General features: G+C 36.5%; 13 protein-coding genes and 1 riboswitch. All 13 genes read left to right on the top strand.

Translation table 11 applies throughout. The features are described from left to right. The first annotated feature begins 54 nt into the window (after nt 1-54). Nucleotides 55-3,195 (top strand): DNA polymerase III subunit alpha, encoded by a 3,141-nt coding sequence (locus H3U49_RS02215; RefSeq protein WP_198179310.1) that lies wholly within the window; start codon nt 55-57, stop codon nt 3,193-3,195. A gap of 162 nt (nt 3,196-3,357) precedes the next feature. Next, on the top strand, nt 3,358-4,317 hold the full coding sequence (gene pfkA, locus H3U49_RS02210) for a 6-phosphofructokinase (RefSeq protein ID WP_198179308.1): 960 nt from the start codon (nt 3,358-3,360) through the stop codon (nt 4,315-4,317). Nucleotides 4,318-4,346: 29 nt separating this feature from the next. After that, entirely contained in the window at nt 4,347-6,116 is a 1,770-nt protein-coding gene (gene pyk / locus H3U49_RS02205) for a pyruvate kinase (protein ID WP_198179306.1), read from the top strand. 164 nt (nt 6,117-6,280) lie between these two features. After that, nucleotides 6,281-7,168 carry a S1 RNA-binding domain-containing protein gene (locus tag H3U49_RS02200; RefSeq protein WP_198179304.1) on the top strand — a complete coding sequence of 296 codons (888 nt, stop codon included), beginning with the start codon at nt 6,281-6,283 and terminating at the stop codon, nt 7,166-7,168. Next, nucleotides 7,152-8,060, top strand: coding sequence for a site-specific tyrosine recombinase XerD (gene xerD / locus H3U49_RS02195; protein ID WP_198179303.1), 909 nt, complete (start codon nt 7,152-7,154; stop codon nt 8,058-8,060). Before H3U49_RS02200 ends, xerD begins: the two co-directional genes overlap by 17 nt. A 9-nt stretch (nt 8,061-8,069) precedes the next feature. Continuing rightward, nucleotides 8,070-8,429 carry a reductase gene (locus tag H3U49_RS02190; RefSeq protein ID WP_198179302.1) on the top strand — a complete coding sequence of 120 codons (360 nt, stop codon included), beginning with the start codon at nt 8,070-8,072 and terminating at the stop codon, nt 8,427-8,429. Beyond that, on the top strand, nt 8,426-9,163 hold the full coding sequence (locus H3U49_RS02185; RefSeq protein ID WP_198179301.1) for a ScpA family protein: 738 nt from the start codon (nt 8,426-8,428) through the stop codon (nt 9,161-9,163). Before H3U49_RS02190 ends, H3U49_RS02185 begins: the two co-directional genes overlap by 4 nt. Beyond that, nucleotides 9,153-9,761, top strand: a complete 609-nt coding sequence (scpB, locus tag H3U49_RS02180) for an SMC-Scp complex subunit ScpB (protein WP_198179300.1) — start codon at nt 9,153-9,155, stop codon at nt 9,759-9,761. The genes H3U49_RS02185 and scpB overlap by 11 nt, the downstream gene beginning before the upstream one ends. Continuing rightward, nucleotides 9,761-10,480, top strand: coding sequence for a pseudouridine synthase (locus tag H3U49_RS02175; protein ID WP_198179299.1), 720 nt, complete (start codon nt 9,761-9,763; stop codon nt 10,478-10,480). The genes scpB and H3U49_RS02175 overlap by 1 nt, the downstream gene beginning before the upstream one ends. A gap of 29 nt (nt 10,481-10,509) precedes the next feature. Beyond that, nucleotides 10,510-10,624, top strand: a riboswitch (FMN riboswitch). Nucleotides 10,625-10,705: 81 nt separating this feature from the next. After that, nucleotides 10,706-11,392, top strand: coding sequence for an ECF transporter S component (locus H3U49_RS02170; RefSeq protein WP_198179581.1), 687 nt, complete (start codon nt 10,706-10,708; stop codon nt 11,390-11,392). 103 nt (nt 11,393-11,495) lie between these two features. Then, nucleotides 11,496-11,972, top strand: coding sequence for a LysM domain-containing protein (locus H3U49_RS02165; protein WP_198179298.1), 477 nt, complete (start codon nt 11,496-11,498; stop codon nt 11,970-11,972). Between the two features lie 39 nt (nt 11,973-12,011). Next, nucleotides 12,012-12,686, top strand: a complete 675-nt coding sequence (cmk, locus tag H3U49_RS02160; RefSeq protein ID WP_198179296.1) for a (d)CMP kinase — start codon at nt 12,012-12,014, stop codon at nt 12,684-12,686. 72 nt (nt 12,687-12,758) lie between these two features. Beyond that, nucleotides 12,759-13,964: a 30S ribosomal protein S1 gene (rpsA, locus tag H3U49_RS02155; protein WP_046332073.1), complete on the top strand. Its 1,206-nt coding sequence runs from the start codon at nt 12,759-12,761 to the stop codon at nt 13,962-13,964. Nucleotides 13,965-14,022: the final 58 nt, after the last annotated feature.

Here is a 14,022-nt window from a genome sequence, read left to right as displayed (position 1 = left end):
CAATCCAAAAGACAGGTTTTTGGTATACTTATTTATATGGAAGGTGACCTGAATATGAAATTCGCTGCATTGCAAAACCTTAGCTCTTTTACGCTTTTAGACAGTCCAATAAAAATTAAGGACTTACTGACTACTGCAAAAAAATTAGGTTATGGGGCTGTGGGTTTAACTGATATTAATGTAACCTATGGACTAGTTAATTTTTTTGAAGTTGCTCAAAAAGTTGGTATTAAGCCACTCTTAGGGATGCAATTAAGATTAAACGGATTAATTGACAGTGCTCACCAATATGATCTTATTGCTTTAGCAAAGACTGATGAGGGTTACCGCAATATCTTGCGTTTATCCAGCAGAATTAACCTTTTGACAGACAATGGCAGTAAGCAAAAAATTTTAACTATGGTAGATTTGACCAAGGATTTAAATGATTTGATATTTATTATACCGGCAAATTTGCACAGTGAGTTATTAAACTTGCAGATGCAGAATGAGTCTTTAGGAACAGATTTTTTGCGTCAGTTAGTTGACTTGATTCCTAAATCTAGTTCCTTATATATCGGAGTATATGGCAGTGAAAAGCAGGAAAATTATATTCACTATATCAAAGCTCTGTCAAAGCAGTTTAATTTACCATTAGTTAGCGTTGAGGATACCTGTTATTTAAAACCTCGTGACCAATTCTTGCGAAAAACTTTACAAGCTATTAAAAAAGGCGCAGTTTTGCAAGATATCACAGATTTAGCTAAACAATCTGGCTCACATTATTTGCCTGCTATTGAGGAATTGAGCGAACGCTACCATAAATTAGGTTTAGATGAAGCTTTAGAAAATACAGAAAAAATTGCTTCTATGTGCAATGCAAAAATTATATTTCAAACACCAGTTTTGCCTAAATTTAAGCAAGACCAATTTTCAACTTCCAAAGATTATCTGCAATTTTTGGCTCAAAAGGGTTTACAAAGACGCTTTGGTCAACATAAAGTTCCTGCTAATTATCAAAAACAGCTAAATTATGAATTACAAGTAATAGATAAAATGGGTTTTAATGATTACTTTTTGATTGTTTGGGATGTTGTAAACTACTGTCATCGAGTAGGGATTACGATGGGCCCAGGCAGGGGTTCAGCTTGTGGCTCGTTAGTTTCATATTCTTTAAATATTACAGAGGTTGATCCAATTAAATATAACTTGCTTTTTGAGCGTTTTTTAAATCCCGCCAGACATGAAATGCCTGATATTGATTTGGATATACCAGATAATCGTCGTGATGACGTGATAAAATATATGTTTAATAAATATGGCATGGATCATGCTGCTCAGATCCTCACTTTTGGGACTCTGGCAGCTAAGCAAGTTTTGCGAGATACAGGCAGAGTATTTGGTCTCCAAGAAATGCAATTAAGTGAATGGTCTAAAAGCGTACCTTTTGCAAAGGGCAAAATTAGTCTTGCTCAGGCTTATAAAGAATCCAAAAAAATGCAAATGCTGGTGAACGCAAATGATATCAATAAGTTGCTTTATGAAACTGCAAGTGGCTTGGAAGGCTTGCCCCGCCACTATTCAATCCATGCTGCCGGTTTAGTTCTTAGCGATAATTCTATTGCTGCTATTGCTGGCTTGCAATCAGGACAATTGGGAATACCCATAACTCAGCAAACCAAAAAATATGTCGAGTCATTGGGATTGTTAAAAATAGATTTTTTGGGTTTAAGAAATTTAACTATTCTTGGTGATACGGAGAAAATGATCCGCGAGCAAGGAAAAAAGATCGATGTTAGTCAGATCCCTCTAGATGATCCAGCTACTTTAAGTATTTTTCAAAAGGGTGAAACAGAACTCGTCTTTCAATTTGAATCAGGTGGAATTCGCAATGTTCTGCGTGAATTGCATCCAGATAATTTTGAAGATTTGGTAGCAGTCAATGCACTTTATCGTCCAGGTCCAATGCAGAATATTAAGAATTTTATTGCACGCAAGAAAGGCACACAGAAAGTCACATATCCTGACCCCAGCTTAAAACCTATTTTGTCCTCAACATACGGCATTTTAGTCTACCAAGAGCAAGTCATGCAAACTGCCCGAGTTCTGGCTGGCTTTTCTTTAGGAGAAGCCGACATTTTACGTAGAGCAATGTCAAAAAAAGAGCAAAAGGTTATTGAACAGGAAAAATCTAAATTTATCAACGGTGCAGTAAAAAACGGCAGGACTGTTCAGGTTGCGACCCGTGTATATGACTATATTGAGCAATTTGCCAATTATGGTTTCAACCGATCACATGCTGTTGCTTATACGATGATCGCATTTTGGCTTGCATATTTACAAGTTCATTATCCAGCTGAATTTTATGCCTCTATGCTTAATTCTAATATTGGTAATCAAAATAAGGCGAATGAATATATAATGCGCGCTCAAGAAGATGGCGTTAAAATTATGCCACCTGACATTAACAAAAGTGACTTAGCTTATCAGGTAATTGATGGGCGAATTTTAGTGGGCTTGCGTGCAATTAAAGGAATTAGAATAGATTTTCTTAAAGAAATAATTGCCAAGCGGCAAACTCAACCCTTTGATTCTCTTAGCGGTTTTTTACGTCAGATTGATCCCAAATTTATTAAAACCAACAGCATTACAAATGTGGTTGAATCTTTAATCAAATCGGGATGTTTTGACCGCCTTAACAAAAATCGTAACGAGCTATTACAAAATTGCTCTGAAATAATTGAGAACGTTAAATTAACTGGAGAAAATCTTGCTTTATCAGAAGGCTTAGGTGGCGTTCCCATTAAGCCCGCTGAGGAACCCAGCAAACAAGAAATGGCTCTGATGGAAGAAAAAACTTTAGGTTTTTCTACACTCACTTCTCCATTAATTACCGTGCAAAAATATGCTCAGAAGTTTAATGCTAAGCCGCTAAATGAATTTGAAATAAATGATGGGGGAATAGCTGTCGGCAAACTGATGTCATTAAAACTTGTGAGGACCAAAAAAGGTCAAACAATGGCTTTTGGTAGTTTTGCTGATACAAACAGTAAGCAGGATATTGTAATCTTTCCTAATGTTTATGATAAAATTCAATCGAATTTAAAGGAGGGTAATATTTATCTATTAGGTATTAAAGTTCAAAATGATCGTTTCGACTCGAGTAAAAAACAATATATTCTAACTAATTTAAAGGTTGTAAATTTAAAAGAGTAATTTTTTGAGTAAGCGTAAACAAATAGTTGATGTTAACGCTAACATTGAAAAAGACCGTCAAATCAAGAATTTTAATCATTTTTTGTGAGATTTTTTCATGAAAGAATGTTAAAATTTAGTGGATGTGAGAAATTACACAATAAATCTTGATGAGGTGAATTCATGAAGCGAATTGGAATTTTAACGAGCGGTGGCGATGCTCCTGGTATGAATGCAGCTGTAAGGGCTGTTACAAAAACTGCTATTCATCACGGACTTGGTGTTGTTGGTATCCGTTATGGTTATGCTGGGCTTGTAGCAGGTGACTTTGTTACCTTAACTAGCGAAAATGTTGACCATATGATTAGCGCTGGTGGTACTTTTCTTTACAGTGCCCGCTACCCTGAGTTTGCACAAAAAGAAGTGCAAGAAAAAGGGGTGGAACAGTTAAAAAAGCATGACATTGATACTGTAATTGTTATCGGCGGTGATGGTTCTTATCATGGTGCGCTGGCATTAACTCGGTTGGGAATTAACTCAATTGGTTTGCCAGGAACCATTGACAATGATATTCCATATACTGAGTATACTATTGGACTTGATACTGCCTGCAATACGGCAATGCAAGCTATCGACAGAATTCGTGATACTGCCAGCAGTCATCACCGCGTTTTTGTTGTTAATGTTATGGGACGCAATTGTGGTGACATTGCTATGCGTGTAGGTTTAGCAAGTGGTGCAGATGCAATTGTTGTTCCAGAAAGAAGTTATGACATTAAAGCAATTGCTGAAAGATTAAAGCGCGGTTTTAAAGATGGCAAAGACAATGGCATTATCATATTAGCTGAAGGTGTGATGGATGCCGCTGATTTTAGAACTGAACTTTTAAAATACGGCGAATTCGATTGCAGGGCAAATGTAATTGGTCACATGCAGCGTGGTGGTGCACCAACGGTTACTGATAGGATTAATGCCACAAAGATGGGAAATTATGCGGTCAAGTTACTTCTTGATGGTAAAGGCGGTTTAGCTGTCGGCATGGAGAATGGAAAATTAGAAACCCATGATATTCTTGATCTTTTTGATGAAAAACATGCCAGTGAAGAATCGTTAATTGATATAAATGAAGAAATGACTAAATAATTAGTCGATTTTGAGGAGAATTTTACATAATGAAGAAAACTAAAATTGTTAGTACCTTAGGGCCAGCTTCAAATGATATTGAAACTATTACAGCTTTGGCTAAGTCAGGCGTAAATGTATTTCGTTTCAACTTTTCACATGGTGACCACGCTGAACACCTATCACGGATGAAAATGGTTCGCCAAGTTGAAAAAGAAACTGGTTTAGTACTTGGTATAGCATTGGATACCAAAGGTGCTGAGATTAGAACCACTGATCAAGAAGGTGGCAAGTTTACCATTAATACTGGAGATCAAATTCGGGTGTCAATGGATGATTCTAAGCCTGGTAACAAGGACATGATTCACGTTACATACGAAGGTCTTTATGGTGATACTCACGTTGGTGGTCACGTTTTAATTGATGATGGTTTAGTTGACTTATTAATTAAAGAAAAAGATGAAGAAAAGAAAGAATTAGTTTGTGAAGCCCAAAACACGGGTGTTATCGGTTCTAAGAAGGGTGTTAATGCACCTGGCGTAGAAATTCGCCTCCCAGGAATTACCGAAAAAGATGCTGATGACATCAAGTTTGGTTTGGCTCACGGCATTAACTTTATCTTTGCTTCGTTTGCACGCAAGGCGCAAGATATTCTTGATATCCGTAAGCTCTGTGAAGATGCTGGCTGTGATTATGTTAAGATTTATCCTAAGATTGAATCACAAGAAGGTATTGATAATGCCGATGAAATCTTACAAGTTTCAGATGGCTTGATGGTTGCTCGTGGTGACATGGGTGTTGAGATTCCATTTATTGATGTGCCGTTTGTTCAAAAAGATTTAATTAAGAGGGCAAACGCACTTGGTAAGCCAGTAATTACCGCTACTCAAATGCTTGACTCAATGCAAGAAAATCCTCGTCCAACTCGTGCTGAAGTTTCAGACGTAGCTAACGCTGTACTTGATGGTACTGATGCCACTATGCTTTCTGGTGAATCCGCTAATGGTTTGTACCCGGTTAAAGCTGTTTCTGCAATGGCTGAAATTGATGAAAGAACTGAACAAGAACTTCTTAAGCGTAATACTTTAGCTCTTCAAAGATTTGAAGAATATAAAGGTTCAAACGTTACTGAGGCTATTGGTGAATCAGTTGTGCGGACAGCCCAAGAATTAGGCGTTAAGACTATTATTACAGCTACTAATTCTGGCTACACTGCGAGAATGATTTCCAAGTATCGTCCGAACGCAAACATTTTGGCATTAACTTTTGATGAAAAGATCCAACACTCACTTGGTATTTCTTGGGGTGTTCAGCCTCTGTTGACTGATAAACCAGCTTCTACTGATGATATGTTTGATGTAGCAGCTAAAGTTGCTAAAGAACAAGGCTACGTTAAAGATGGTGATCTTGTTATTATCGTTGCCGGTGTACCTGTTGGCGACTCAGGTACCACCAACTTGATGAAGCTGCAGATTATCGGTAGCAAGTTAGCTCAGGGACTTGGCGTTGGTAATGGCTCTGTTGTCGGTAAGACAGTTGTGGTTAACAGTGCTGAAGAAGCTATTAGCAAGGTTAAAGAGGGAGATATCATGGTAGCAAAAACTACTGATCCTGATTACATGCCTGCAATTAAGAAGGCTTCAGGTTTAGTTGTTGAAGCATCTGGTTTGACTTCACACGCTGCTGTTGTCGGTTTATCATTAGGTATTCCAGTTGTAGTTGGAGTTACTGATGCAACAGAAAAGATTGGCAGTGGTATTACTATTACTGTTGATGCTCGTCGCGGCGCAATCTATCAAGGCGAAGTTTCAAACCTTTAATTAAAAATTAAGCATTAAAATAGCCAGTGCTTGTTACTGGCTATTTTTGTATGATTTAAATTTTAGGAAAAATCAGAAGCAAATTTAGATTGACTAATGTCAATTTATTCCTTTAAAATGATATACTTGTTATCAGATCCCATTCTAGATGTAGGAGAAAAATCATGCTTGGCACAATTGCAACTGGAAAAATAATAGACCAAAACGAAGATTCTTTTTTTGTTCAAATTGACGGAATTACATATGAACTGAAGAAAAAAGAAATTACACAGGAAGAAAAGCCACAGCTTGGAGATCAAATCAGGGGATTTTTATACGATGATAAGCAGCACAATCGAGAAATGACGCAATTTTTGCCTTTTGCTCAACAAGATCAATATGGCTGGAGTAAAGTCACTGAAGTAAAATATAACCTGGGTGTTTTCGTAGATATTGGCTTACCCGATAAAGATGTTGTAATTTCAATGGACGACTTACCTTATGATAAAGAGTGTTGGCCCCAACCTGAAGATCAGCTTTTGGTTCACCTGGAAACAGATGAGAAAAATCGTATTTGGGCAAAACTGGCAGACGAAAATATTTTCGAACAGTTAGCAGCTCATTTTCCTGACGATATGAAAAATAAAGATATTTTTGGTACCGTATATGCGTCTCGTGAAGTAGGGGCATTTATAATCACTAAAGAATATTATTTAGGTTTTGTCCATCCAACACAAATGACGCGTCCCTTGCGTTTAGGCGAGCAATTCAGTGGCAGGGTGGTTGGTATTAGCCAATATGGTCGCTTGAATCTAAGTACTTTGCCACGAGCTTTCGAGGAAATTGATGATGATGCACAAATGATTTTAATGAGTTTGCGCAGGAAAAAAGATAAAACCTTACCTTTTTACGATAAATCTGACGCACAGGATATCAAAAATTATTTTGGTATTTCTAAATCGGCCTTTAAGCGAGCTTTAGGCCATTTACTTAAAGCTAAATATATAGTGGAGGATAAGGCTGCTGGCTCTATCTCCCTGATAAAGGATCCAGAAAATGCCGAAAAAGATTAATTTATCAGAGCAAGTTGAAGATTATTTGAGATATAGTCAGGTTGAACGTGGCCTTAGTAATAATACGATAACAGCCTACAGGCAGGATTTAACTTCTTTCATTCGTTTTCTTCAACAGGAAAATTTTACTTCTTGGCCGACTCAAGCCCTTGACATTGATGCTTTTTTGGCAGAGCAGCGCGATCAAAATAAAGCCACAAGTTCTATTAGCCGTTTAATAACCAGTTTGCGTAAATTCTATCAGTGGCTGGTGAGACAAAATATTCAAAAGTTAAACCCAATGCTCGAAATTGATTCTCCTAAAAAGCGTCATACTTTGCCCGTGGCTTTGACAGTTAGTGAAGTTAATAATTTGCTTGAGCAACCTGATACTAAAAAGAAGTTAGGCTTGCGTGATAGGGCTTTACTTGAAACTCTGTATGCTACGGGAATAAGAGTGAGTGAATTAATTAATCTTAAATTTACCGATTTGCATGAAGAACTGAAATTGGTCAAAATTTTTGGCAAAGGATCAAAAGAGCGATTGATTCCAATTAGCGAAGTAGCTTTATCTTGGATTGACAGTTATAAAGAAAAGGTTCGTGACCCTTTAATATTAAAGAGCGGTAGAAATAACGATTTTATTTTTCTTAATAGCAGAGGTACTTCATTAACAAGACAAGCAGTTTGGCAAATTATTAAGCATTACTGTAAAATGGCTGGTATTCAAAAAAATGTCACTCCACATACTTTAAGACACACATTTGCAACACATTTACTGGAAAATGGGGCAGATTTGCGTGTTGTTCAAGAAATTTTAGGGCATTCAGACATCAGTACAACTCAAATTTATACAAATTTGTCCCAGAAACATATTTTACAAGTTTACGAAAAAACGCATCCGCGGACATAAGGTGATTAAATGCTAATTGAATGCAAAAATGATAAAGAAAAGGTAGCTATGGGATTACTATCTTATTTGCCTGATTTTAAAAACCTGGCCAATCTCAAGGATGAAATTCAATTAAACAAAAGTAGCGCTGAGTTTTGCTTGTATCTCTATCGTTATAAAGCTCCCAATTTTATCGGTGTAATAGGTACACAGATAAGCAAACACTTTGTAATTATTCGTTACATCTCTTTTGCTCCCGATTATCGTCAAGCTAAATACGAGGCCAGAGCCGTTCAAGAGTTGGCACAAAACAGTCCCAGCAAAGTTATTACGGCTGTTCCGGAATATATCTATCTTATTAAGTATTTGAAAAAAGGTACTGAAAAATGAGTGATAGTCTTACTCTTGAGCTGCCTAACTTTGAAGGACCCTTGGATTTGTTGTTACATTTAATAAAAGTGCAAAAGATTGATATTTATGATATTCCCATAGCTCAAATTACCAGCCAATATCTGGCTTATTTACATCAAATGCAAAGGCTTAATTTAAAAATTGCCGGTGAATATTTTGTTATGTCATCAATGCTCTTGCGAATAAAATCTCAATCTCTTCTCCCGCAAAATGACTTTACCGAGGATAATGATGAACAAGAAGACCCAAGAGATGAGTTAGTGCAGCAGCTTATTACTTATTCAGTTTTTAAAAAAGTATCAGCATACTTTAAAAAGCGCAATGAGGAAGTACCAATCACTGCTGCTAAAGAGGAAAGCGTACCAGAAAGTAAAAAAATTCAGCCATTGCCCAAAGGACAAATTACTTCAACAGAGTTAGCTAATACTTTCGTTATTGTTTTACAAAGGATGAAAATTAGACAGCCTGATATTGTTTCAGTTGAAGTTAAAGAAACTTCTGTCAAAGAAATGAGTGCCTTTTTGCGAAAAGAATTGATGAGAAATAAGCAGATAAGCTTTTTTGCTTGTTGTCAAAAAATGGAAACTTTATCTGATATTATTGGTCTGTTTTTGGCCCTGCTTGAACTTTGTAAAAATCAGGAAATTCGGGTAAAACAAAAGAGGACGTTTGGTGACCTGAATTTGGAAAGAGTTGGTAGTAATGATAAGTAAAATGGCGCAGTTAGAAGCGCTATTATATGTTGCCGGTGATAATGGTATTGACAGCAGCAACTTATGCGAACTTTTGCAGGTTGGTAAACCTGCATTGCGCGAACTCAGCAAAAATTTACGGGAAAAACTACAAAAAAATCCTGATTCAGGGTTACAAATCCAGCATCTCAATGATATTTACAAATTGACCACCAGACCAGAGGCAGGCAAGATAATTGAAAACTTTTTTCAAAAAGATTTATCTAAGAGCTTAAGCCAATCAGCACTAGAAATTTTATCTATTATTGCCTATCGCCAGCCGATCACTCGTGTAGAAATAGATGACATCAGGGGTGTTAATTCATCTGGAGCCTTACAGACGCTGATTTGGCGTGGACTGGTAAAAATTAATGGAAAAAAAGATGCTCCCGGTCATCCTAATTTATACATAACGAGTGAGTATTTTTTGCAGTATTTCGGGTATCATAGTTTAGCTGATTTACCACTAATAGAAGATTTTGAAGATGATAGCATTAATAGTGAAGGCGAAATAGATTTGTTTGCAGCTAAGGGTCAAGCTGATAAAAATATTGCCAAAACTCAAAAAGGAGAAAAATAATGGTTTTAGAACGGTTGCAAAAAGTAATTGCTGAAGCGGGTATTGCTTCCAGGCGCAAGGCTGAAAAAATGATTACGGAAGGCCGAGTCACTGTTGATGGTAACGTGGTAACTAAACTTGGTACTAAAGTGGATACCTTCAGTAACATCACGGTTGATGGTGAACCAATTGAACGAGAGAGTTTGCATACTTATCTCTTTTACAAACCACGAGGAGTAGTTTCAACTGCTAATGATGATAAAGGCAGAAAAACGGTGGTTGATTATTTTAAAAATTTGCCTTATCGTCTCTATCCAATTGGTAGACTGGATTATGATACTTCAGGGCTGCTTTTAATGACCAATGATGGTGAATTAGCCAATTTACTGATGCATCCGCGAAACAATGTTGCTAAGGTTTATGTTGCTAAGATTTCTGGCATTCTTACGCCTGATGAAATCAGTCAGCTGAAGCATGGAGTTAAAATTGATCGCCATCGCTGTGCTCCCGCAAAAGTTAAGGTTATTAGAACAGATCGTAAAAAGAATAATCAAATAGTGCAATTGACAATTCATGAAGGCCAGTATCACCAGGTAAAAAGAATGTTCAAGGCTGTTCACCACCAGGTAGAGAAATTAGCTCGCGAGAAATATGCTTTTCTTACACTTGATTCTCTTATTTCAGGAATGTACCGAGAATTGTCTCATGAGGAAGTTGACAGATTAAAAAACGTAGATTAGTATAGTATGTGAAATTTGATAAATAAGTTTGTTGTCTTCATGGCAGGGTGAAAGTCCCGACCGGTGGTGCAAGTCCACGACCCACGCAAGTGGTGGAATCTATTGAGATACCGATAGTTAGAGTCTAGATGAAAGAAGACAGACTAAACTAAAAGCCAAGATCTAAAGCTTACTTTTACTCGGTCTGTTGCTAGAAGCAACAGACCGAGTTTTTTGGAGGTAAGAATTTTGCAAAAAAAAAGCAGAAATAATTTGGTAAATATATTGGCTTATACTTTAATTGGTACAATTGCCTATGTATTAATGCTATTGGAGATACCATTGCCAATAACTAGTTTTTTAAAATTTGACTTCTCGGATGTCGTAATCACTATTGGGACATTTTTATTCGGGCCTGGACCTGGTATCTTTATTGCTTTTGTCAGAATGCTGATTAATTTAATTTATAAAGGTTTTGCTTTACCTAGTTTAGTGGGTCAGTCTGCGGCTTTTCTGGCATCAATATCTTTTGCTTTGCCATTTTATTATTTAACAAAAAATATTAGCAAAGATGAGAAAAATTTTTCTAAAAAATATTTAAAACCAATTGTAGGTATTGTTCTCGGTATTTTAGCAATGGCCTTCGTGCTATCCGTACTAAATGCATTAGTTTTGACACCGTTTTATGCAGTAACTACTGTGCCAAACCTGCCGGCAATCCATGGATATTCTGGTTTGCTTTCTTTTACTGAAAAAGTTTACTTGGGTAAATTATTGCATATTCCTTCAATGAGCGCATACATTTTTGGCATAATAGTCCCGTTTAATTTGTTAAAAGGAACTATTAACGGTGTTGTAGTTTATTTGCTGTTTGAAACCGTTTTAAGAACTTTCAAACCTTTTGTCAGAAAAAATTTCAATCTTAAAAACTAAATTTTAAAATATTGCAAATCGGTCTAGTAAATGACCGATTTTTTTGTCCACTTAAATGTTAAATATGCTAAAATTAAACAGGTTAGGTAAGGAGGTTTTTTAGATGAATAATTACCCTAAGGGACCATATCAGCACTATGAGCGTCCACAAAAGCCAAGAGTAGAAACTTATTCTTCTGTATCAAAAGGCTGGATTGCTTTGATAATACTGATTATAGTTGTTCTTATTAGTCTTGTGCCTGTGGTTCATCATTTGGCAGCAAACAATAATTCACATGAAAAAGTAGTCGAAGTACGTAAGACTAGCAAAAAAGCACATACTAAGACAAAAGCTAAGGTTGCGCCTGTAAAAAACAAAGAAATTAAAGCCAAGGCTAAGCCGAAGCCGAAATCATCCAAAAAAACTCCAACTAAGCCTAAAAAGAAACGCGTTACGATTAAACAATATGTCGTACAAGACGGGGATTCTTTGACTAGTATTGCCCAGCACTTTAACATTTCAGTTGGTCATTTAGCAGAATTGAACCAACTCGATCCTAATAGTCAGGTTGATACAGGACAAACTTTACGAATCAGATAATTTAGAAAGGATTGGGACTTAGGTCCCTTTTTTATTGGAATGCAAATAGCAATTGATGGACCAGCTTCAGCTGGAAAAAGTACTGTAGCAAAAATTATTGCCCATAAGCTTAATTTTACATATATTGATACCGGCGCAATGTATCGAGCATCGACTTGGATTGCACGAGAAAATAACATTAAATATGGTGATGAAAAGGGAATTTTGACTGCAATTGACCATGAAAAGATTGAATTTAAGTTTAACAATGGTCAGCAGAAAATATATGCTGGCAATAAAGATATAACTCAAGCAATACGTACTCCTGAAATTTCAGCTAATGTGTCTCAAGTTTCAGCATTAGCCGGCATCAGGGAAAAAATGGTTAGTCTCCAAAGGCAAATGGCTGGTGAAATGAATGTGGTGATGGATGGCCGTGATATTGGCACTACTGTTTTACCTCACGCTGCAGTTAAAATCTTTTTGGTTGCTTCTGTTCATTCTCGCGCTGAGAGAAGAATGCTCGATTTTAAGGAAAGAGGGATTGAAACCAGTCAAACTCTTGAAGAAATTGAGCACGACATTTCAGAAAGAGATTACAAGGATTCACACCGTCAAATTTCACCTTTAAAAAAAGCACAGGATGCAGTTGAAATAGACACAACTTCTATGAGTATTGATCAGGTCGTCGAGGCAATTTTATCTGAAATTAAAAAAAGTCAAAAAAAACTATAAAAAAGAATATAAAACAGTAGAAAAATATCAAACTTTCATTTAGAATTAGAGTATGATATTGGGAGGTAAATAATGTCAGAAAACAGTAATCAATTTTTAGATGCATTAAAGCAAATGCAAGGAGTTGAGGTCGGAGATATTGTAGATGTTGAAGTATTAGACGTTGAAGAAGGTCAAATCGATGTTGGTGTTGAAAATGCCGGTATTGAAGGTGTAATTCCGCGTCGTGAATACACTTCGGATCGCAACGTTGACCTACGTGAGGCAGTTAAGCCAGGTGATAAACTCAAAGCTCTAGTCTTAAGAAAAGCTGGCGGTGATAAGGAAAATGGTGAATTTTTCTTCTCAGTTACTCGTTTAAAGGAAAGAGAAGCTTACGACGAGTTGCAAAAAGACTTTGAAGAAGGCAAAACAATCGAAGGTACGGTAACCTCTTCTGTTCGTGGCGGTTTATTAGTTGATGTAGGCACAAGAGGATTTTTGCCTGCTTCATTAATTTCAAATCGTTACGTTTCAGACCTTAAGCCATTCATTGGTAAAACAATGAAACTTAAGATTACAGAGATTGATCCAAGTAAGAATCGTTTAATCCTTTCTCATAAAGACTTGATTGAAGAAGAACGTGAAGAAGCTTTTGATAAGGTTGCATCACAACTAGTTGTGGGTGATGTTGTTGAAGGTAAAGTTTCTCGTCTAACTAACTTTGGTGCTTTTGTTGATGTAGGCGGCGTGGACGGTTTAGTTCATATCTCCGAGATTTCATATAAACATGTTGACAAGCCAAGCGATGTTTTAAAGGCTGGCCAAGATGTAAAAGTTAAAGTAATAGGTATTGATGATGATAGACATCGCATCTCCCTTTCAATTAAGCAGACCGAACCTTCTCCATTCGAACAAGCTACAGCTGACTTACACGAAGGTGATGTGTTTGAAGGTGAAGTTAAGTCTTTAACTAACTTTGGTGCTTTTGTTGAAGTTGCTGATGGTATTCAAGGTTTAGTTCATGTTTCAGAAATATCATATAAACACGTAGACAAGCCAAGTGATGTTTTAAAAGTTGGTCAAAAAGTTAAAGTTAAAGTTTTAAATATTGACCCTAATGAACATCGCATTTCACTTTCTATGAAAGCTGCTGAACCTAAGAATTCTGAAAATGAAGGAAATCGTTCACGTAATTCTTATAATCACAATTCTGTTAACAAGAAGTATATGAATAATGATGACAGTGGCTTTGCTTTAGGTGACATCATTGGTGACCAATTAAAGGATCGTCGTTAATTTAATAAAAAAAGCCGACTTTTGAGTCGGTTTTTTTATTTGTAAAAGGAGGCTGAAA

It is taken from the genome of Lactobacillus sp. W8174, assembly GCF_016100975.1.
GTDB lineage: Bacteria > Bacillota > Bacilli > Lactobacillales > Lactobacillaceae > Lactobacillus > Lactobacillus juensis.
The sequence above is the reverse complement of the archived record's forward strand: the minus strand, read 5'-3'. Positions and strand labels throughout refer to the sequence as shown.

Coding starts and splice junctions, on each gene's coding strand:
- H3U49_RS02185 (WP_198179301.1), top strand. CDS start 8,426: ATGAGTGATAGTCTTACTCTTGAGCTGCCTAACTTTGAAGGACCCTTG.
- H3U49_RS02200 (WP_198179304.1), top strand. CDS start 6,281: ATGCTTGGCACAATTGCAACTGGAAAAATAATAGACCAAAACGAAGAT.
- H3U49_RS02175 (WP_198179299.1), top strand. CDS start 9,761: ATGGTTTTAGAACGGTTGCAAAAAGTAATTGCTGAAGCGGGTATTGCT.
- rpsA (WP_046332073.1), top strand. CDS start 12,759: ATGTCAGAAAACAGTAATCAATTTTTAGATGCATTAAAGCAAATGCAA.
- pyk (WP_198179306.1), top strand. CDS start 4,347: ATGAAGAAAACTAAAATTGTTAGTACCTTAGGGCCAGCTTCAAATGAT.
- scpB (WP_198179300.1), top strand. CDS start 9,153: ATGATAAGTAAAATGGCGCAGTTAGAAGCGCTATTATATGTTGCCGGT.
- H3U49_RS02215 (WP_198179310.1), top strand. CDS start 55: ATGAAATTCGCTGCATTGCAAAACCTTAGCTCTTTTACGCTTTTAGAC.
- H3U49_RS02190 (WP_198179302.1), top strand. CDS start 8,070: ATGCTAATTGAATGCAAAAATGATAAAGAAAAGGTAGCTATGGGATTA.
- cmk (WP_198179296.1), top strand. CDS start 12,012: ATGCAAATAGCAATTGATGGACCAGCTTCAGCTGGAAAAAGTACTGTA.
- H3U49_RS02165 (WP_198179298.1), top strand. CDS start 11,496: ATGAATAATTACCCTAAGGGACCATATCAGCACTATGAGCGTCCACAA.
- xerD (WP_198179303.1), top strand. CDS start 7,152: ATGCCGAAAAAGATTAATTTATCAGAGCAAGTTGAAGATTATTTGAGA.
- pfkA (WP_198179308.1), top strand. CDS start 3,358: ATGAAGCGAATTGGAATTTTAACGAGCGGTGGCGATGCTCCTGGTATG.